General features: G+C 73.7%; 18 protein-coding genes. 11 read left to right on the top strand and 7 right to left on the bottom strand.

Annotated features, from left to right (window positions below; genetic code table 11):
* The first annotated feature begins 69 nt into the window (after positions 1-69).
* Positions 70-681: a TetR/AcrR family transcriptional regulator gene (locus tag JT723_RS31275; protein WP_205048234.1), complete on the top strand. Its 612-nt coding sequence runs from the start codon at positions 70-72 to the stop codon at positions 679-681.
* Here the strand turns inward: JT723_RS31275 and JT723_RS31270 are convergent.
* A complete protein-coding gene (locus JT723_RS31270; protein ID WP_205048233.1) occupies positions 673-2,478 on the bottom strand; it encodes a hypothetical protein in 1,806 nt (601 codons plus the stop codon). The genes JT723_RS31275 and JT723_RS31270 overlap by 9 nt on opposite strands.
* 205 nt (positions 2,479-2,683) lie before the next feature.
* On the opposite strand from JT723_RS31270, the gene JT723_RS31265 reads away from it, so the two are divergent.
* A complete protein-coding gene (locus tag JT723_RS31265) occupies positions 2,684-3,406 on the top strand; it encodes a polyamine aminopropyltransferase (protein WP_205048232.1) in 723 nt (240 codons plus the stop codon).
* Between the two features lie 36 nt (positions 3,407-3,442).
* Positions 3,443-4,087 carry a hypothetical protein gene (locus tag JT723_RS31260; protein ID WP_205048231.1) on the top strand — a complete coding sequence of 215 codons (645 nt, stop codon included), beginning with the start codon at positions 3,443-3,445 and terminating at the stop codon, positions 4,085-4,087.
* Between the two features lie 208 nt (positions 4,088-4,295).
* On the opposite strand, the gene JT723_RS31255 is transcribed toward JT723_RS31260, so the two are convergent.
* Complete coding sequence (locus tag JT723_RS31255) at positions 4,296-5,324, bottom strand: NAD(P)/FAD-dependent oxidoreductase (protein WP_205048230.1); 1,029 nt, start codon at positions 5,322-5,324, stop codon at positions 4,296-4,298.
* A gap of 140 nt (positions 5,325-5,464) precedes the next feature.
* On the opposite strand from JT723_RS31255, the gene JT723_RS31250 reads away from it, so the two are divergent.
* From JT723_RS31250 to JT723_RS31240, 3 genes are all read left to right on the top strand, one after another.
* The gene (locus JT723_RS31250) at positions 5,465-6,136 is read left to right on the top strand and encodes a helix-turn-helix domain-containing protein (protein ID WP_205048229.1); all 672 of its coding nucleotides are present in this window, start codon (positions 5,465-5,467) and stop codon (positions 6,134-6,136) included.
* Complete coding sequence (locus JT723_RS31245) at positions 6,133-6,315, top strand: DUF6126 family protein (protein WP_205048228.1); 183 nt, start codon at positions 6,133-6,135, stop codon at positions 6,313-6,315. Before JT723_RS31250 ends, JT723_RS31245 begins: the two co-directional genes overlap by 4 nt.
* 90 nt (positions 6,316-6,405) lie before the next feature.
* Entirely contained in the window at positions 6,406-7,653 is a 1,248-nt protein-coding gene (locus JT723_RS31240) for an amidohydrolase (protein ID WP_240166474.1), read from the top strand.
* Positions 7,654-7,673: 20 nt separating this feature from the next.
* Here the strand turns inward: JT723_RS31240 and JT723_RS31235 are convergent, their stop codons facing one another.
* Positions 7,674-8,654, bottom strand: a complete 981-nt coding sequence (locus JT723_RS31235) for an NAD-dependent epimerase/dehydratase family protein (protein ID WP_205048226.1) — start codon at positions 8,652-8,654, stop codon at positions 7,674-7,676.
* 140 nt (positions 8,655-8,794) lie between these two features.
* Here JT723_RS31235 and JT723_RS31230 point away from each other — a divergent pair, with 140 nt between their 5' ends.
* Positions 8,795-9,238: a MarR family winged helix-turn-helix transcriptional regulator gene (locus JT723_RS31230; RefSeq protein ID WP_205048225.1), complete on the top strand. Its 444-nt coding sequence runs from the start codon at positions 8,795-8,797 to the stop codon at positions 9,236-9,238.
* 15 nt (positions 9,239-9,253) lie between these two features.
* Here JT723_RS31230 and thrS read toward each other — a convergent pair whose 3' ends face one another.
* Both thrS and JT723_RS31220 read right to left on the bottom strand, forming a co-directional pair.
* The gene (gene thrS / locus JT723_RS31225; RefSeq protein WP_205048224.1) at positions 9,254-10,477 is read right to left on the bottom strand and encodes a threonine--tRNA ligase; all 1,224 of its coding nucleotides are present in this window, start codon (positions 10,475-10,477) and stop codon (positions 9,254-9,256) included.
* A gap of 197 nt (positions 10,478-10,674) precedes the next feature.
* Positions 10,675-11,403: an SDR family NAD(P)-dependent oxidoreductase gene (locus tag JT723_RS31220; RefSeq protein WP_205048223.1), complete on the bottom strand. Its 729-nt coding sequence runs from the start codon at positions 11,401-11,403 to the stop codon at positions 10,675-10,677.
* Positions 11,404-11,609: 206 nt separating this feature from the next.
* Here JT723_RS31220 and JT723_RS31215 point away from each other — a divergent pair, with 206 nt between their 5' ends.
* Entirely contained in the window at positions 11,610-12,686 is a 1,077-nt protein-coding gene (locus tag JT723_RS31215) for a sigma-70 family RNA polymerase sigma factor (protein WP_205048222.1), read from the top strand.
* Here JT723_RS31215 and JT723_RS31210 read toward each other — a convergent pair.
* On the bottom strand, positions 12,668-14,098 hold the full coding sequence (locus JT723_RS31210) for a serine/threonine-protein kinase (protein ID WP_205048221.1): 1,431 nt from the start codon (positions 14,096-14,098) through the stop codon (positions 12,668-12,670). The genes JT723_RS31215 and JT723_RS31210 overlap by 19 nt on opposite strands.
* Before the next feature lie 236 nt (positions 14,099-14,334).
* Here JT723_RS31210 and JT723_RS31205 point away from each other — a divergent pair, with 236 nt between their 5' ends.
* The 3 genes from JT723_RS31205 to JT723_RS31195 all read left to right on the top strand — a co-directional run bounded on the left by JT723_RS31205 (position 14,335) and on the right by JT723_RS31195 (position 18,354).
* Positions 14,335-15,888, top strand: a complete 1,554-nt coding sequence (locus JT723_RS31205) for a Re/Si-specific NAD(P)(+) transhydrogenase subunit alpha (protein ID WP_372441397.1) — start codon at positions 14,335-14,337, stop codon at positions 15,886-15,888.
* Positions 15,889-15,894: 6 nt separating this feature from the next.
* Positions 15,895-17,301 carry a Re/Si-specific NAD(P)(+) transhydrogenase subunit beta gene (gene pntB, locus JT723_RS31200; RefSeq protein WP_205048219.1) on the top strand — a complete coding sequence of 469 codons (1,407 nt, stop codon included), beginning with the start codon at positions 15,895-15,897 and terminating at the stop codon, positions 17,299-17,301.
* 177 nt (positions 17,302-17,478) lie between these two features.
* Positions 17,479-18,354 carry an SCO6745 family protein gene (locus JT723_RS31195; protein WP_205048218.1) on the top strand — a complete coding sequence of 292 codons (876 nt, stop codon included), beginning with the start codon at positions 17,479-17,481 and terminating at the stop codon, positions 18,352-18,354.
* Positions 18,355-18,398: 44 nt separating this feature from the next.
* Here JT723_RS31195 and JT723_RS31190 read toward each other — a convergent pair whose 3' ends face one another.
* Positions 18,399-18,770: a winged helix-turn-helix transcriptional regulator gene (locus JT723_RS31190; RefSeq protein WP_205048217.1), complete on the bottom strand. Its 372-nt coding sequence runs from the start codon at positions 18,768-18,770 to the stop codon at positions 18,399-18,401.
* Positions 18,771-18,800 lie beyond the last annotated feature (30 nt).

Here is an 18,800-nt window from a genome sequence, read left to right as displayed (position 1 = left end):
ATCGGTTCAAGATAAGATGGCTGCGCACCGCAGGCTCGGAACACCGACGCACCACCGAAGAAGGGCACCGTGGCAGGCAGGAAGCAGTTCGACATGGACACCGCACTGGACGCCGCGCTGGTCCAGTTCTGGCGCGCCGGCTACGCCGCCACCTCGGTGGACGACCTGTCCCGTGCCACCGGCCTGAACCGCAGCTCCATCTACTCCTCGCTCGGCGACAAGGACACGGTCTTCCTGCGCTGCCTGGATCGCTACGCGACGCGCTACGGCGGCAGGTACGACGAGGCGCTGTCGTGTGCCGCCGCCGAACTGCCGGCAGCCTTCCGCGCCTTCTTCGGCGTCACCCTCGATCGCATCGCCGATCCCGAACTGCCGGACGGATGCCTGATCGCCCAGTCGGCCATGGCGATTCCCACGCTGAGCCCGAGGGTCGCGGCACACACGAAGGAAGTGCTGGGCTTCCAGTACGTACGCCTGCACGCCGCGCTGAAGGCCGGCGGGCTGAACGACCACGACGCCGGGACGTTCGCCGTACACGTGGCAGCCGTCAACCAGTCCCTCGCCGTCATGAGCAGGGCGGGGGCGAGCCCGGAGCAGCTGCTGGCCATCGTCGGCGTGACGCTCGACGCGCTCTCGCAGGCGTCGCGCGCACCCGGCCGGCCCCCGGTGCGCTCAGGCTGACGCGAGTGCGGTGAACAGATCGGGGATCAGGACCGCGTTGGGGTGGCTCAACGGCACGCGCAGCAGGGGCTTCTCGGAGCCCGCCTGGTGGATGAGGATCATCCCGTTGGAGAACTGCACCGGGCCGAGCACGGTCCAGGGCAGGGAGAAGCGCGGCTTCGGACACGCGATGCCGTCCCGGGCCACCTGGATGCTGCCGCCGACCGTGACGGTCTCACCCCGGCGCACCCGGGTGACCAGGTCGCCCAGCAGCCGGGGCTCCAGGTAGCGGCCGACGAGGTTCACCAGGAAGGCCCACTCGGCCGGCTGCTCGGCCTCGCGGCCCCCCTTCGAGATGAGCACCGAGACCTTCGGACCGCCGTAGTACGGGTAACGCCCCACCTGGAACTGCCACGTGTTGGTGTAGAAGGTGGGGAACATGAAGCGCTTCTCGGCGACCCGGGTCGCCGAGAAGCCGACCCACTCCACCTCGTCGAGCGCGATCGACTTCCTGCCGTAGGTGATCACGCGGGGGTCGGCGTGCAGGCGCTTCCCGCCGACCGTGGTGTCGAGGACCGGATATTCGGCAGGCGGGGCCGATGAGCGTGCCGGGGACGGTGCCGCGGACGGTGCGGGTGCGGGTGCCGGTGCCGCGGCGGCCCGGGGTGCCGGAGGGGACGCGGGGCCGGGTCCTCGGCCGCCCGCGGCGTACGCGGAGAGCCACGCCGGCGTCTGGGCGCGCGGGTAGGCGGCCAGGTCGTCGCGGTAGTTGCCGGGTGCCAGCAGGTGGTCGTCGGGGAAGGGCCGGTCGCCGTAGTCGTACTCCGTGGCGATGACCGCGTTCGTCCCCGCGGTGTGCCCCAGGGACAGCAGCAGGCGCCACCACGGGCCGGCCGGCATCCGGGCGGCGAGGTGCCGCTGCCGGCGGACCAGCAGGGCCGTCTGCTCCGGTACCAGGACCTCGACGTCCCGGCCTGCCGACCGGAACCGCAGCTGGGCCACCTCGCCGGACACCGTGAAGGAGAACGTCGCGGTGAAGCTGTCCCATCCCGGCGGACCGAGCAGGGCCAGCTGCTGGGCGATCGGCCCGAGGAGCGCCTGCGCCCTGGCCGCGATCGCCTCGCTGGGAGTCTCGACGGTGAACGAGGCGATGCCCGCCGGGCCTTCCGCCCCGGAGCTGAGCCGGGCCACCTCGTCCTGCAGGTCGGCCATGAACTCCTCGCCGTCGAGCCTGCGCCGGACGTACGCCTCCTCGGCGGTGAACATCTCCTCCGCCATCTGCGGCGGGACCGAGCTGGACGTCTCCTTGACCCGCCCGGTGTCGCCCACCAGGAACACCGAACGCCCCACCGGCATGTCCAGGAACGCCATCGGGTCGCTCTCGTCCACGTCGACCGGCGCGTAGACGCTCCAGCCCCCGGCGAAGCGGTCCGCGGCCAGCCCCTCCGTGGGGTAGTCCAGGCGCCGGGCACGGATCCGCTCCACGACCAGCGACACGGCCCGCGCCTTCGCCATCGGCTCGCCTTCCGGTATCGGGGCACCGTTCCGAACGCCGGCCGGCGTTCGGCCCGGGAGGTGCTCGACGAGGTCGAACCAGCGGCCCACCTCGCCCGCGGTCTCGGCATCGACGTCGGCCGCGATCACCGACCACGCGCCGCCGGCGCTCCTCCCGTAGAGGGTGACGGTGCCGTGCTCGTCACTGACCTGCACATACGTCGACTGGTACCCGTCGCCGAAAGCGGCGACCTCCCTGGGGGTGGGCGTTTCGAGCGAGACACGCTCCTTGAACCGTTCGCCACCGGCATCGGTCGCAGCCATCACATAGCGCGCCATCGTCTCCACTTCCGTCGCCGCCGCAGCGAACCCGGTTCAGGTGCAGAACCCTGCCACAGCCGCGAGTCGACCGGAACGGGTGAGGGCGCCGGGGCAGGTGAGGATCTGCGGCGGAGCCCGTGGAGACGTCGGATCGGACACCCCCACGACGCGGCGCTCGGGCCGCGGAGGTGACGGTAAGGTCGCGTCCGTGGCGCGATTCCAGGAACTCGACTGGCGCCGGACGCAGCTGGGCGAACTCGTCCTGCGCCGGCGGTGGGACCCGGCCTTCGAACGGGACGTCATCGAGATCAAGCTCAACGACGAGTTCCTGATGTCGAGTCTGTTCACCGTGGCGGAGGTGGAGCTGGGACGGCTCGCCGTCGAGGAGCTTCCCGGCGACGGCCTCGACGTGGTCGTCGGCGGCCTCGGGCTGGGCTGCACAGCGCAGGCGGTGCTCGACAGCCCCAGGGTCGGCTCCCTGACCGTCGTCGACGCACTCGCCGAGGTCATCGAGTGGCACCGCGACGGTCTGATTCCCGGCGGCGTCGCGCGGGACCCGCGCTGCCGGCTCGTGCACGGCGACTTCTTCTCGATGGTCCGCTCCCCCGGCGCCTTCGACCCCGAGGCCCCCGGCCGGCGCTTCGACGCCGTCGTCGTCGACATCGACCACTCCCCCCGGCATCTGCTGCACCCGGGCAACGCCGCCTTCTACGAACCTGCCGGGCTGCGATGCGTCCGCGAACTCCTGCGTCCCGGCGGTGTGTTCGCGCTGTGGTCCAACGACCCGCCCGAGCCGGACTTCACCGCGGCGCTGGCCGAGGTCTTCACCGCCGTCCGCGCCCAGGTCGTCTCCTTCGCCAACCCGCTGCAGGACCGGGAGGCGACCAACACGGTCTACCTCGGCAGGACGCCGGCCGGTGATCGCCGGTAGCTAGGATGGCGTCTTCCAGCCGAAGGGGGAGGGCCGGTGACCGTCAGCACCCGTCAGTGGGGGAAGCGCGCCGCCGCGGTCGCCGGCATGGCAGCCGCCGTGGTGCTCACGGGGTGCTCCAGTGGCTCCGGGACGGGCAGCCTCTCGGAGTCGGGCCTGCACGACAAGGTGCGCACCGCGGCCAAGGAGGGCACGCACTGCCCGCTGGACTACGACCTGGACAAGGCGGCGTCGGCCGCCCATGTTCCCGGGCCCGCCAGGCCGGTCTCGGCGTCCGTCTCGCTGCCCGAGGACGCGGACGACGGCGCTGTGCTCCGCACCGCACAGGCCACCGACGTGGAGTGCGACTACCGGGTGGGACCCGAGGCGGTGTCCGTGGAGACCCTCGCCGCGCAGAAGGGGACCGCGAGCAATCTGCTGGCCCCGCTGATACAGCGGAACGCACAGATGTCCACGACCCAGCTGAGGACGTATCTGGCCCTTGTCCACAAGGCGCCCACCGGCACCCCCGTCGCCACCCCGTCCGGCAACGTGGCCCTGGTGCGGCTGCCCGGCGCCGGCGGGGACAGCGTGGCGCTGATGCTCTCCTGCGGCACCGGCCAGGACTCGCAGCAGACGAAACTGACGACGGGCCAGGTGAACGACCTCGCCGATCACCTGGCCTCGCAGGCCCACTGGTAGCCCTCGCAGGAGCTCCGGGCGGCTAGGCCGTGTTTTGGAAGTAGCGCCGTCCGCCCACAGGGCGGGCCCCGCGGCGTCCGGTGCGTGCGATCGCAAGGCGGAGGGTCGTCCTCGTAGTGGGCCTACTCGGACGACTCGGACGACTCCGACAACGCAGCGAGCGTGCGTGCCAGGCGTCGCGGGGCAGGCGGGACTTCCAAAACACGGCCTAGCTCGCCGGGAGCAGGCCGGGGGGAGCCAGGCGGGCGGCTTCGACCGCGTCGCGGGTGTCCGCCGTGACCAGGTCCGCATTGATGGCCGCCGCCGCGCGGACGCCCGCGGCTGCCGCGCCGATGACCTGTTCCGCGAGGTTGGTGACGTTGCCTGCCACCCACACGCCGGGGACGGCGGTCGCACCCGTGGGGTCGGCGGGGATGCGGGTGCCGAGCACGTGGCCGGCCATCTCCTGCTCCTCGGCCGCGAGGCCGAGTCCGTCGAGGACGGCGCTGTTGGCGGTGAAGCGCGGGGCGACCGCGAGTGCGGTGCAGTCGATGCGGCGGCCCCCGGCCAGCTCCACCGCGGCGAGCCGGCCGCCGTCGGCCACCAGGCGGGTGACCTCGCCGTCGACGACGGCGATGCCGCGCGCGGCGAGTTGCTCGTAGGCCTCGTCGCCGGGTTCTGGTGCGGTGTGCAGGAAGAGGGTGATCCGGTCGCTCCACTGGCGCCACAGCAGGGCCTGGTGGACGGCGAGCGGGCCGGTGGCCAGGATGCCGACGGCCTGGTCGCGCACCTCCCAGCCGTGGCAGTACGGGCAGTGCAGCACGTCGCGGCCCCACAGCTCCGCCAGTCCCGGCAGGTCGGGCAGGTCGTCGGTCAGGCCCGTGGTGACCAGCAGCCGGTCGGCGAGTACGGCGCTGCCGTCGTCCAGGGTGAGGCGGAAGCCGCCGTCGGGGCGGCGGCGCGCGGAGGTGACCGTGCCCCGGCGGATCTCACCGCCGTAGCCCGCGACCTCGGCGCGGCCGGCGGCGAGCAGGTCGGCGGGCGGGGTGCCCTCGCGGGCCAGGTAGGTGTGGACGCCGGACGCGGGGGCGTTGCGCGGGTGTCCGGCGTCGACCACCAGGACCGAGCGGCGGGCGCGGGCCAGGGTCGACGCGCCGGCGAGGCCTGCTGCGCCGCCGCCGACGACCACGGCCTCGTAGCGCGGTTCGGGGTCGGCGGGCGTGGTGTGCGGGCGGCTGTGCGGCGGTTGGTTCGTCATGTCTGCCTCCTTGCCCGCGATCGTCGGCGGACGGTCCGCAATCGGCAAACCTTCGTGCGGAAACAGCAACGCCCCAGAGCCGGGTTTGCCTCTGGGGCAAGTTTTTTGCCTCTCAGGCAGGCCTGCTGTTCCATGGACTCATGGCAGCCACCGACCACCAGCCTCCCCCGGCCCCCGAAGACGACCTGGTCCTGGCCCCGCGGCTGCGGGACCTGCGGCAGGCCGCAGGTCTGACGCTGGAGAGCGCCGCAAGCCGGGCCGGACTGTCCGCGGCCCATCTGTCGCGGCTGGAGTCGGGTCTCCGGCAGCCTTCGCTCCCGGTGCTGCTCGGGCTCGCCCGGATGTACGGGACCACGGTCTCGGACCTGCTGGGCGAGACCGCGGGCGAACCCGATCCCATCGTACGCGGCGCCGACGCCGCAGCGGTGCCGGCCGGCGGCTGGACGTACTGGCGGGCGGGCGGCAACGGCCGGGCCATGCAGGCGCTGCGGCTGCACATCCCGGCCGGCGCGCAGCGCGCACTGGTGCGGGTGCACCCGGGCGAGGAGTGGCTGTACGTCACCGCAGGCACCCTCGACCTGACGCTCGGCGAGCGCACCCACACCCTCGCCCCCGGCGACTCCGCGCACTTCGACTCGCTGGTGCCGCACCGGCTGGCCGCGGCCGGCGGCACCGGCGCCGACGTGCTGTTCGTGCACACGCTCATGCAGAGCGAGACGTCCGCGCTGTGCGTGGGCGCCCCGTCCTCCCGTACCACCGCCGCGCTCCCCGCGGCGCACCGCACCGCCACCCCACGAGGAGACCGGTCATGACCACTCACGCCACCCCGCACGACCCCGCCCCGCAGGCCCCGCTCGTCGTCCCCACCACCAACGGCACCGAGAAGCGCAAGCAGCGCGGGGTCGTCGCCCGCGTCCTGGTCTACGTGGTCGTGGCCCACCTGCTCGCCGCCTACCTCTACTTCCTCTTCGACGTCGCCGCCAAGCACTGACCGCTCCGCGGGGTTGCCGCACGGCTGCGACGTGGTCGAATGGGCCGAACGGTCCCTGCAGGACCGCACGGCACGTGGAAGGTGGACCCGATGGCGCTGCTCGACGACGCATGGCGGACCGAACTCCTCCCGGGGCTCGCATCGATGTACGAGGATCTGCACCGGCACCCCGAGCTGTCGGGGCAGGAGCACCGCACGGCGGCGAAGGCCGCGCAGGCGCTGACCGAGGCCGGCTACGAGGTGACCGAGGGCGTCGGCGGCACCGGTGTCGTCGGGGTGCTGCGCAACGGCGAGGGACCCGTGGTGATGCTGCGGGCCGACATGGACGCGTTGCCGGTGCGCGAGGAGACCGGGCTGCCGTACGCGTCCGAGGTGTTCGCGGTGGGTCCCGACGGCGACAGCGTTCCGGTCGCGCACGCGTGCGGGCACGACATGCACGTGGCGTGCCTGGCCGGGGCCGCGGCGCTGCTGGCCCGGCTGCGGGAGCAGTGGTCGGGCACCGTGCTCGCGGTCTTCCAGCCCGCGGAGGAGCTGGTCGCGGGCGCGCGCGGGATGATCGAGGACGGGCTCTTCGAGCGCTTCCCGCGGCCCGACATCGTGCTCGGGCAGCACGTCGGCCCGCTGCCGGCCGGTGTGATCGGGCACCGCGAGGGTCCGGTGATGGCCGCGGCCGACTTCGCCGACGTCGAGCTCTTCGGGCGCGGCGGCCACGGTTCGCGCCCCGAGGCGACCGTGGACCCGGTGCTGCTGGCCGCGTCCGTGGTCGTACGCCTGCAGGGCATCGTGGCGCGCGAGGTGCCGGCCGCCGAGACCGCGGTGGTGACGGTGGGCCGGCTGCAGGCCGGGACGAAGGAGAACATCATCCCGGACACCGCGAAGCTGGGCATCAGCGTGCGCTCGTACACCCCGCAGGTGCGCCGCCTGGTGATCGACGCGGTCGAGCGGATCGTCAACGGCGAGGCGGCGGCCAGCGGTTCGCCCAAGCCGCCGGTGGTCACCTGGAAGCCGGCGGCGCCGGTGCTGGTGAGCGACGTGGACGCGACCCGTGCGGTGATCGCCGACCTGGGCGCGCACTTCGGGCAGGAGCGGCTGCTGCCGCTGCCGCCGATCGCGGCGAGCGAGGACGTGGGGCTTTTCGGCGAGGCGGCAGGGGTGCCAACCGTGTTCTGGTTCTGGGGCGGGCTGGACGCCGCGACGGCCGTGGCCGCCTTCCAGGAGGGGCGGCAGGACCAGTTGCCGAGCAACCACTCCCCGAAGTTCGCGCCGGTGATCCAGCCCACCTTGACCACCGGCGTGGAGGCCCTGACGGTCGCGGCCCTCGGCAGGCTGGCCGGCTGATCAGCTGACCGGCCCCGGCCTCAGCGGGCGTTGCCCGCGCGGAGCCAGCCGAGGTAGTCGGCGACCGCGCGGGCGGTGCCGTACCGGGGGGCGTAACCCGTGTCCTGGCGCAGCCGGGTGATGTCCAGGCAGATGTCCTCCGGCGCCTGGGGCGCGCGGCCCGGCGGCAGGTCGATCGGGGTGCCGGGGGCCAGTTCCGCCAGGGCGGCGGCGATCTCGGCGTTCGTCGTGACACGCCCGGAGGCGACGTTGTAGGTGCGGTGGTCCAGCCGCGGCGCCAGCTGGAGCATCGCGAGCGCCGTGCCGCAGTCCCCGGCGTAGATCAGGTCGGTGCCCTGGTCGGCGTACGCGGGGGCGTACAGGTCGGACAGGTCGGGGGCGGTGCCGCGGGCGGCGGCGTGGACGAGCTGCGGGGCGGCGAAGAAGACGGAGGCCGGGCGGCCGAAGGGTCCCCAGACCGCGGATATGCGGGCGTTGACCAGGTCGAGACCGGTCGCGGCGGCGAGGTGGCCGGTGAGCAGTTCGCCGACCTTCTTGAACGCCGGGATGACGTGCCCCGCCGTCATCGGCAGCGGCAGGTCCTCGCCGAGCGGGCCGCCCGTGGCCTCGACGCCGCCGTAGACGCCGATGGTGCTGGCGACGACGACCCGTTCCGCCTTCCACTCGGCCGCCGCCTGCACGACGGCGAAGAGGCTGTCGAGTGCGGTACGGGCGGCGTCCACCGGGTCGCCGGGGGCGGGCGGCCAGGGCGCGGACCCGGCGAGGTGGACGACGCCGGTGACGCCGTGCCGGGCGCCGATCTCGCGCAGCCGGCCGCGCTCCGCGGGGTCGGCGAGGTCGGCCTGCTCGACGAAGAGCCGGGTGCCGTGCTCGGCGGCGAGGACGGCGGGCACCGCGGTGGCGGCGCGCCGCTGCACCAGGACGCACGACTCGCCGAGGTCGAGCAGGGCGCGTGCGGTGTGGGTGCCGATGAAGCCAAGGCCGCCGGTGATCAGGATCATGCGGGTGCTCCGGTGGGTCGGTCGGGTACGGGGTGGCGAGCACGGGATCACGTTGAAAGAGCTGACCGTCAGCCCACACGAATGTCAGCCATGAAGAACGTCAGCTCTACTGACGTTCACGCTAGCTGTAGAGTTTCCCGGTGTCCACCACAGCACCGGAGCTGAGCGGCCGGCTCGGCCACCTCCTCAAGCACGCGCAGCTGCGGCTCGCGGAACTCAACGCGCAGGCGCTCGCGCCCTTCGGCATCAGCGGGCGCGAACTGGCGGTGCTGCTGGTGCTGGCAGGCCAGGAGGCCGCCTCCCAGCAGCAGGCGGCCGCCCGCCTCGGCGTGGACCGGACGACGATGGTCGCCTTCCTCGACACCCTTGAGGGCAAGGCGCTGGTCGCCCGCCGCCCCGACCCGGACGACCGCCGCCGCAATGTCGTCGTCCTCACCCCGAAGGGCGCCGACACCCTCCGGGAGGCGACCGCGGCGAGCGACGCGGCGGAGCGCTGTTTCCTGGCCCCGCTCGCCGCCGCGGACGCCGGCCGCTTCCGCGCCGCCTTGCAGGCCGTCGCCCTGTACGACGACAGCGGGACCTGACCGGCGCCCGCCGTCCTACGGCTGCTCGTCCCACAGTTCGGTGCTGCGGGCGCCCACCACCGACGCGATGCGCCCGACGGCTTCCGCGGCCGGCATCGGCGCGGGGCGGCGCCCGTCGCGCAGCCGCAGCGCCACCGCGCCGGCCGACGACTCCCGGGGGCCGACGACCGCCTGGTAGGGGGCCAGCCGTGCGGCCCGGATCCTGGCGCCCAGGGTGCCGTCGGCAGGGTGGGCGACCTCGGCGCGCAGGCCCTTGTCGAGGCACTGGTCGAGCAGCGCCTGCGCGTAGGGCACCTCGGCCTCGGTCAGCGGCTGGAGCACCAGCTGGACGGGGGCGAGCCATGCGGGGAATGCGCCGCCGTGCTGCTCGATCAGGTGAGCGACGGCCCGCTCCACGCTGCCGACGATGCTGCGGTGCACCATGACCGGCCGGTGCTTGGCGCCGTCGGCGCCCACGTACTCCAGGCCGAACTGCTCGGGCTGGTGGAAGTCGACCTGGACGGTGGACAGGGTGCTCTCGCGCCCCGCCGCGTCGGCGACCTGGACGTCGATCTTCGGACCGTAGAAGGCGGCCTCGCCCTCCACCGCCTCGTAGTCGAGCCCCGCCGCGTCCAGCGCGTCGGTGAGCAGCGCGGCGGCCCTGCTCCACATCTCGGGGCTGCCCACGTACTTGCCGCCGGGTCCCGCCAGCGACAGGCGGTGGCGTACGGGTACGACGCCGAGCGCCCGGTACGCGCGGCCGATCATCGCCAGCGCGGCCCGCGCCTCCTCGGCGACCTGGTCGAGGGTGCAGAAGATGTGGGCGTCGTTGAGCTGGATGGCCCTGACCCGGGTCAGGCCGCCGAGCACCCCGGACAGCTCGGAGCGGTGCATGCCGCCGATCTCCGCGATGCGCAGCGGCAGTTCGCGGTAGCTGTGGGCGCGGCGGCGGTACATCAGGGCATGGTGCGGACACAGGCTGGGGCGCAACACGAGCTGCTCGCCGCCGACGTCCATCGGCGGGAACATGTCGTCGCTGTAGTGCGACCAGTGGCCCGACACCTCGTACAGCTCGCGCTTGCCGAGCACCGGTGAGTACACGTGCCGGTAGCCGGCTCGTCGCTCGGCCTCGCGGATGTACTCCTCCAGCGCGTGGCGGACCGCGGCGCCGTCGGGCAGCCAGTACGGCAGGCCCGCGCCGATCAGCGGGTCGGTGTCGAAGAGCGACAGTTCGCGGCCGAGCTTGCGGTGGTCGTTCACGGCGGGTCTCCCTCGGGGTGGGACGGAGGGACGGGAGACCACACGGCGAAGCCCCGGGGCACCCGCCCCGGGGCTTCGCTGCGGACATCGATCAGCGCGCCGGGACGTTCTCCGGCGTCGTCGTCTGTCCGTTGCGCTTCATGCAGCGGAGGTTAGCAGGGCCGCGCGTCCGGTGCAGCCGGATTCCCCGCACGGCGCTACGAGGCCGCACGGGCGGCCCGCGCGAGGCCGGACCGCTCGCGCTCGAAGGCCTTGGCCGTGCCGTTGCGCCAGCTGTCGGCGATGACTGCCGACTCCTCGTCGGGGAAGATGTCCTCCTCGTCCTTCTCCAGCCCGTCGAAGATGCCCGCCGCCACGGACTCGGGGGACGCCTTCGGTATGTCGAACCCGCGCGTCATGTCGGTGTCGACGGTGCCGGTCAGCACCGCGTGGACGCTCACCCCCTGAGTGCCCAGGCTGCTGCGCAGCGACTGCGTCACCGAGAAGGCCGCGGCCTTGGAGGCCGAGTAGGACGCGATGAGCGGCAGCGGGGCGAAGGCCAGGATCGACACGTTGTTGACCACGGCGCCGCCCGAGCGGATCAGCTGCGGCAGGAAGGCTTGCGTCACCCCGAGGACGCCGAGGACGTTCACCGCGAGGTGCTCCTGGAGCACCTCGCCGTCGCTGAGGTCGTCGTAGCGGGCGATGCCGGCGTTGTTGACCAGGACGTCGAGGGACTCGACCTGCTCCGCGGCCGCGCGGATCTGCTCGGGGCTGGTGATGTCCAGGGTCAGCGGGGTGACCCGCGCGTCGTCCGCGGGCAGGGGCTGCCGGGCGGCGGCGTAGACCCGCCCGGCTCCCCGGCGCAGCGCCTCCGCGACGAGGGCGCGGCCGATGCCGCGGTTGCTCCCGGTGATCAGAACTGCCCTGTCTGCGATGGTGGCCATGGCGGTGCTCTCCGTCTCGTGTGTGGTGTGCCCGCCTGCGCCAGGTGCGGCGCGTGCGGTGCTCCTACTCCCAGAGATCCGCGCCGCGCACAGAACTCATCGCGCCCGGCCTGCGCCCGCCCGATGACTTCCGGCGCCGGGCGAGGTCCCTATCCGTGCGGGCCCATGTCGGCGGGCCGGCACGGGACGAGCACGCGGGAGGTTCTGTGGCATCACCAGCGACGGAGGGCGGGTACGCACCGGCTCAGGACGGCGGGTTCGCACCGGCTCAGGACGGCGGGCTCCCCCCGGCGGAGGTCGGCGGGGACTTCGCGCGCCTCACCGATCCGCTGCGTCCCGAGCTGCTCGCCTACTGCTACCGCATGCTCGGATCCGTGCACGACGCCGAGGATCAGGTGCAGGAGACGATGCTGCGGGCCTGGCGGGCGTACGGCAGGTTCGAGGGCCGGGCGAGCCTGCGCAGCTGGCTGTACCGGATTGCCACGAACGCCTGCCTGCGGGCGCTGGAGAACCGCGCCCGCAGGCCGCTGCCGACCGGGCTCGGCGGCCCGTCCGGCGACCCCGCGGAACCGCTGGAGCCCGAGCAGCACGAGGTGCCGTGGCTGGAGCCCTTCCCCGACGTGCTGCTCGGCGCGGAGTTCGCCGACCCCGCGGCGATCGCCGCCTCACGGCACGGCATGCGGCTGGCGCTGATCGCGGCCCTGCAGTACCTGCCGGGGCGGCAGCGTGCGGTGCTGATCCTGCGCGACGTGCTGAAGTGGCGGGCGGCGGAGGTCGCCGAGCTGCTCGGTGTGTCGACCGCCGCGGTCAACAGCGCGCTGCAGCGCGCCAGGGCCGGGCTGCGGGAGGCCGCCCCCGTGCAGGACGAGCTGCACGAGCCCGCCGACGCCGAGCAGCGCGCGCTGCTCGACCGGTACGCGGCGGCCTTCGAGAACGCCGACGTGGCCGCGCTGACCGGACTGCTGCGCTCCGACGCGGTGCTGGAGATGCCGCCCACCCCGACCTGGTTCAGCGGCCGGGACCGTATCGTGCGCTTCCTGGACGGGCACGTCCTGCGCGGCCCCGGCGACCTGCGGACGGTGCCGCTGTCCGCGAACGGGCAGCCCGCGCTCGCGGCGTACGACCGCGGCGCCGACGGGCGCTACCGGGCGTACGTCATCACGGTGCTCACCTGCGCCCCTTCGGGCGTCGCCCGCATCACCGCCTTCCGCGACCTGCGGCTCTTCCCGTTCTTCCGGCTGCCGGCCGAGCTGCCGGCGCCCGCTCACTCCTCCGGGCTGTAGTAGGCCAGGGTCGCGTCGAACTGGGCGATCCAGGCGTCGAGTTCGCCTGGCTTGCGGGTGCCGACCTCGCAGGTGTGCAGGGTGCCGTCGCGCAGGGCGAGGGCCACGACGAGCACCTGCCCGCGCCCGCGGCCCTTCTCGCACCAGGCGACGTCGACGGCGGGCCAGGGGAAGGACAGCACCTGCCCGTTGGTGCCGAGCAGGATGCCGCCCGGGTCGAGCACGACGGCGTTCTTGCGGTCCATGGCCAGGAATTCGGGCGCGCCGGGCAGTCCCGCCGCCGCGCCCATCGGCGGGATGGGGGCGCCCGGGCCGTACGGGGACGGCGGCAGGGCGGGCGGGGCCGCGGCGGCGCGGGCCGCGGGCGGGTAGGCGGGCATCGCGGGTACGACGGCGGGGGGCGGCGGTGTGCTGTGCGGCGCGTACGGGCCGGGCGTGTCGTACGGCCCTGGAGCCGCGGCACCGCCGCGCGTGTCGCGGGGGGCCTGCGGATCGCCCGAGTGAGGCGGGTGCCCGCCTGCGGGACCGCTCGGGCCGGGCGGGTAACCGCCCGCGCTGGGCGCGTGCCCGTCCGCCGGGTCGCGCGGCCGGGGCGGGGCCAGGTCGTACGACGTCGCCGGGGCGGGCTCGGCTCCGTACGCAAGGGCGCCGAGCCGGTCGAGCAGCTGCTCGGTGGTGGGGCGGCGCTCCGGGGCCTTGTCCAGGCAGGCGGCGACCAGCGGGCGCAGCGGCTCGGGCACGGCGGACACGTCGGCCTCGTGGTGGACCGAGCGGTAGACCAGCGCCACCGGGGTGCCGCCGCCGAAGGCGCTGCCTCCGGCCGCGGCGACCAGCACCGCGCCGAGCGCGAAGACGTCCGCGGCGGGGCCGACGTCGAGCCCTTCCGCCTGCTCGGGCGCCAGGAAGCCGGGAGTGCCGAAGGCGGTGCCGGTGGCGGTGAGCCGGGCGTCCTCCATGGCGCGGGCGACGCCGAAGTCCAGGACCCGGGGGCCGTCGGCGGCCATGACGATGTTGCCGGGCTTGAGGTCGCGGTGGACCAGGCCGCAGCGGTGGACGGCCTGCAGCGCCTCGGCGAGCGCGGCGCCCAGCGCGCTCAGCCGGTCCTGGCCCATCGGGCCTTCCGCGGCGAGCAGTTGGGCGAGCGTCGGCCCGGGCACGTACGCGGTGGCGAGCCAGGGCTGTGCGGCCTCGGTGTCGGCGTCCACGACCTGCGCGGTGTGGAAGCCGCCGACGCTGCGGGCCGCGGCCACCTCGCCGCGGAAACGCGCCCGGAAGCCCGGGTCGGCCGCCAGCTCGGGTCTGACGACCTTGACCGCCAGCAGGCGCCCGCCGCGTGAACGCGCCAGCCACACCGTCCCCATGCCGCCCTCGCCGAGCCTGCGCTCGACGGCGTACGCCCCGATCCGCTCCATACGGGCCCCTCCCCCATGTCCGACCCCGTGATTATGACGAAGCCCACGTCCACGTCCCGCACCGGCCATCACCCTCGTCACCTGGGCACGGAGCGGCGCACGGGTGGTTTTCGGACGCCGGGGCGGTGCGGCGCGGGGAGTGTGCCCGTTTCGGGGGCGCACGTCCTTGCGAACTGCGGCTACCTTCCCGGTAGTCATTGCCTCATCCGAGGTGGTTCGCCGACCAGAGAGGACCCATGATGAGTCAGTCAGGGCAACGAGTGGGCGTCGTGGCCGAGTCACGGGCCGGGGAGACGCGGGTGGCGGCCACCGCGGTGACGGTCGCGCAGCTGCGCGGCCTCGGCTACCAGGTGGTGGTCGAGAGCGGCGCGGGACTCGGGGCGAGCCTGGACGACGAGGCGTACCGGGAAGCCGGCGCGGACATCGGGAGCCGGACGCAAGTGTGGGGCGCCGACGTCGTCCTGGCGGTCAACGCGCCCTCGGCGGAGGAGATCGCGCTGCTGGCGGACGGCTCGACGCTGATCTCGCTGCTCGGCCCCGCGCAGAACCCCGACCTGCTCGACGCGCTCGCGCGGCGGCCGGTCACGGCGCTCGCGATGGACGCGGTACCGCGGATCTCCCGTGCGCAGTCGCTCGACGTGCTCAGCTCGATGGCGAACATCGCCGGCTACCGGGCGGTGGTGGAGGCCGCGCACGCCTTCGGCCGGTTCTTCACCGGCCAGGTCACCGCGGCGGGCAAGGTGCCGCCGGCGAAGGTGCTGGTCGCGGGGGCCGGGGTGGCGGGGCTCGCGGCGATCGGCGCGGCCGGCAGCCTCGGCGCGATCGTCCGCGCGACGGACCCGCGCCCCGAGGTCGCCGACCAGGTCAGGTCGCTGGGCGGGGAGTACCTGTCGGTGGAGTCGGCGGAGGCGGAGGTGAGCGCGACCGGCTATGCCAAGGAGATGTCGGACGACTACAACGCCCGCGCCGCCGCGCTGTACGCCCGGCAGGTCCCCGAGGTGGACATCGTCATCACCACCGCCCTGATCCCCGGCCGGCCCGCGCCGCTGCTGATCGCCGAGGAGATGGTGGCCGCCATGCGGCCCGGCAGCGTGATCGTGGACATGGCCGCCGCACAGGGCGGCAACGTGGCGGGCACCGTCGCAGGCGAGGTGGTGGTCACCCCCAACCAGGTGACGATCATCGGCTACACCGACCTGGCGTCCCGGCTGCCCGCGCAGGCCTCCCAGCTGTACGGCACGAACCTGGTCAACCTGCTCAAGCTGCTGACCCCCGGCAAGGACGGGCAGCTGGTGCTGGACTTCGACGACGTGGTGCAGCGCTCGGTCACGGTGGTGCGGGACGGTGCCAAGACCTGGCCGCCACCGCAGGTCCAGGTGTCCGCGGCGCCGCCCGCCCCGGCCGCTCCTCCCCCGGCCGCGCCCGCCACCGCCCGCAAACCGCCGTCGCCGAGCCGTACGTACGCCCTGGTGGGGCTGGGGGCCGCGGTGCTGTTCCTGGTGACGGCCTTCGCGCCCGAGCAGCTGATCGGCAACCTGACGGTGTTCGTGCTGGCCATCGTCATCGGCTACTACGTCATCGGCCATGTGCACCACGCCCTGCACACCCCGCTGATGTCGGTGACCAACGCGATCTCCGGCATCATCGTGGTCGGCGCGCTGCTGCAGATCGGGCACACGCACACCGCGGTGACGGTGCTGTCCTTCGTGGCGGTGCTGCTGGCGTCCATCAACATCTTCGGCGGCTTCGCCGTGACCCGGCGCATGCTCAGCATGTTCGCGAAGGACTGAGCGGCCATGACTGCATCGACTGCCGCACAGGCGGCCTACGTTGTCGCCGCCCTGCTCTTCATCCTCAGCCTCGCCGGGCTGTCCCGGCACGAGACGTCGCGCTCCGGTGTGGCGTACGGCATCGGCGGTATGGCCATCGCGCTGGTGGCGACCATCGGCCTGGCGTCCCGCAGCATCGCTGCGACCGGCATCGGCCTGATCGCGCTGGCGATGGTCATCGGCGCGGGCATCGGCCTGTGGCGGGCGCGCCGGGTGGAGATGACCGGCATGCCGGAACTCATCGCGATACTCCACAGCTTCGTCGGCCTGGCCGCGGTGCTCGTCGGCTGGGACGGCTACCTCGACGTCGAGGCCAAGGGCGCCGGGCAGCACGAGATCGCCTCCGACCTGCTGCGCATCCACCACGCCGAGGTCTTCATCGGGGTCTTCATCGGCGCGGTGACCTTCACCGGTTCCGTCATCGCCTTCCTCAAGCTGTCGGCGCGCATCAGGTCCAGCCCGCTGATGCTGCCCGGGCGCAACGCGATCAACCTGGGGGGACTGGCCGCCTTCGTCGCACTGACCGTGGCCTTCGTCGTCTCCCCGCACCTGTGGCTGCTGGTCGCGGTGACCGCGGTGGCGCTGGCGCTCGGCCTGCACCTGGTGGCCTCGATCGGCGGCGGCGACATGCCGGTCGTCGTCTCCATGCTCAACAGCTACTCGGGGTGGGCGGCCGCCGCGTCCGGCTTCCTGCTCGACAACAACCTGCTCATCGTGACCGGCGCGCTGGTCGGCTCCTCGGGTGCGTACCTGTCCTACATCATGTGCACCGCGATGAACCGGTCCTTCCTGTCGGTCATCGCCGGTGGCTTCGGCATCGAGACGGGACCCGCCGACACCACCGAGTACGGCGAGCACCGGGAGATCAACGCCGAGGACACCGCCAAGCTGCTGCGGGACGCCGACTCGGTGGTCATCACCCCCGGCTACGGCATGGCGGTGGCGCAGGCGCAGTACCCGGTCGCGGACCTGACCCGCAAGCTGCGCGAGCGCGGGGTGGAGGTGCGGTTCGGCATCCACCCGGTCGCGGGCCGGCTGCCCGGGCACATGAACGTGCTGCTCGCCGAGGCGAAGGTGCCGTACGACATCGTGCTGGAGATGGACGAGATCAACGACGACCTCGCCGCGACCACGGTGGTGCTCGTCATCGGTGCGAACGACACGGTCAACCCGGCCGCTATCGACGACCCCGGCAGCCCGATCGCCGGCATGCCGGTGCTGCGGGTGTGGGAGGCCGAGAGCGTCATCGTCTTCAAGCGGTCGATGAACCCCGGTTACGCCGGGGTGCAGAACCCGCTGTTCTTCCGGGACAACAGCCAGATGCTCTTCGGTGACGCGAAGGAGCGTGTGGAGGACATCCTGCGGGCGCTGTGAGAACGCCCGCTTCCGGCCGGGCGGCCGCGGACACCTCCGCCGCCGCCCGGCCGGGGGGCGGCGGAGGACGGCCGCCAGGCCGGGGGGTGCCGAGGACCGCTGCCAGGCCGGGGGGTGCCGAGGACCGCCGCCAGACCCGCTGCCGTGCCCGGCCATGCGCCTTGTAGCCTGATCCGCATGACGGACCCCAGGGCCGGACGCCGCTGCCACAATCCGCTCAACGCCCTGCACTCCGCGCTGTACTTCTCGCCGGAGTTCGCCGCGGAGGTGGAGGCCCTCGGTCTCGCCGGAGCCCCCCGCCCCTACTTCAGCGCCGCGGGGTACTTCGCCGCCCGCTCCGCCGCGATGGGCGCGGTCGGCCCCGGCACGGTGACGGCGACCTTCTTCAACTTCAGCCATACGCTGATCGCCCGGCACGTTCCCGCGGTCTGGGCCGTCGCCACGCCCGGGCAGCTGCTGGCGGCACGGCTGCGCGCCGTCGACAAGCTGCTGCGGAGGCTGCTGGGCGACGACGCACCCGCCTCCGCGGAGATGGCCGAGGCCGCCGAGCTGGCCCTGCGCGCGGCCGGCGGCTGCCACCCGGCAGGCCGCCCGCTGAGCGCGGCGGAGGCGGACCAACCCGTGGCCGAGCAGCCGCACCTGGCGCTCTGGCAGGCGGCGACCGTCCTGCGCGAACACCGCGGCGACGGCCACATCGCCCTGCTCACCCATGCGGCTCTGGACGGTCTTGAGGCCCTCGTCTCCCACACGTCATCAGGGCGCGGCTTCACCCCGGACTTCGCCCGGACGTCCCGCGGCTGGAGCCGGGAGGAGTGGTCGGCGGCACAGGAGCGCCTGCGGGACAAGGGCCTGCTGGACGCCGACGGCGAGCTGACCGAGGCGGGGACCACCCTCCGCGCGGAGCTGGAACACGAGACCGACCGCCTGGCCGCCGCACCGTACGACCGCCTGGGAGCAGCCGGAGTCGCGCGCCTGACGGAGCTGGCCGGCGGATTCGCCGCGACGGCGCTGGCCAACGGGGCCTACCCGAAGGGGATCTTCGCAGGGAGCTGAGCAGGCGCGGCCCGTGCCCGCCGGCCCGGCCTCCGGGGGCGTCGTCAGCCCGGGGCCTGTTCGGCGCCGGCCCGTTCGCGCGCGGCGAGGATGTCCGGGACGTGCGTCTCGGCCCACTGCCGGACGGCACGCAGCGGGACCAGCAGGGAACGGCCGAGTTCGGTCAGGGCGTACTCGACGTGCGGCGGGTTGCCGCCGAGGTCGCTGCGGACGAGCAGGCCGTCGGCCTCCATGGCGCGCAGCGTCTCGGTGAGGGCCTTGGGGGTGATGCCCCGGATGTGCGCCTTCAGCTCGGTGAAGCGCATCGGCCCGTCCTCCAGTGCGTTGACCACGAAGACGGTCCACCGCGCCCCGATGCGGTGCAGTACGGTGCGGCTCGGGCAGGTGGCCGCCATGACGTTGTACGCCGTGCCCACGGGGTCCTCCCGGTAGCGTTGAAGATACCG

This window comes from Actinacidiphila bryophytorum, assembly GCF_016916835.1.
Taxonomy (GTDB): Bacteria; Actinomycetota; Actinomycetes; order Streptomycetales; family Streptomycetaceae; genus Actinacidiphila; species Actinacidiphila bryophytorum.
Note: the sequence above shows the minus strand (reverse complement) of the source record. Positions and strands in the feature narration are given on the sequence as shown.

Excerpts from the sequence above, each read along its gene's own strand:
- JT723_RS31250 (WP_205048229.1), top strand. The coding sequence starts at position 5,465 with ATGGCAGCCACCGACCACCAGCCTCCCCCGGCCCCCGAAGACGACCTG.
- JT723_RS31235 (WP_205048226.1), bottom strand. The coding sequence starts at position 8,654 with ATGATCCTGATCACCGGCGGCCTTGGCTTCATCGGCACCCACACCGCA.
- JT723_RS31205 (WP_372441397.1), top strand. The coding sequence starts at position 14,335 with ATGATGAGTCAGTCAGGGCAACGAGTGGGCGTCGTGGCCGAGTCACGG.
- JT723_RS31270 (WP_205048233.1), bottom strand. The coding sequence starts at position 2,478 with ATGGCTGCGACCGATGCCGGTGGCGAACGGTTCAAGGAGCGTGTCTCG.
- JT723_RS31255 (WP_205048230.1), bottom strand. The coding sequence starts at position 5,324 with ATGACGAACCAACCGCCGCACAGCCGCCCGCACACCACGCCCGCCGAC.
- JT723_RS31195 (WP_205048218.1), top strand. The coding sequence starts at position 17,479 with ATGACGGACCCCAGGGCCGGACGCCGCTGCCACAATCCGCTCAACGCC.
- pntB (WP_205048219.1), top strand. The coding sequence starts at position 15,895 with ATGACTGCATCGACTGCCGCACAGGCGGCCTACGTTGTCGCCGCCCTG.
- JT723_RS31210 (WP_205048221.1), bottom strand. The coding sequence starts at position 14,098 with ATGGAGCGGATCGGGGCGTACGCCGTCGAGCGCAGGCTCGGCGAGGGC.
- JT723_RS31245 (WP_205048228.1), top strand. The coding sequence starts at position 6,133 with ATGACCACTCACGCCACCCCGCACGACCCCGCCCCGCAGGCCCCGCTC.
- JT723_RS31240 (WP_240166474.1), top strand. The coding sequence starts at position 6,406 with ATGGCGCTGCTCGACGACGCATGGCGGACCGAACTCCTCCCGGGGCTC.
- JT723_RS31220 (WP_205048223.1), bottom strand. The coding sequence starts at position 11,403 with ATGGCCACCATCGCAGACAGGGCAGTTCTGATCACCGGGAGCAACCGC.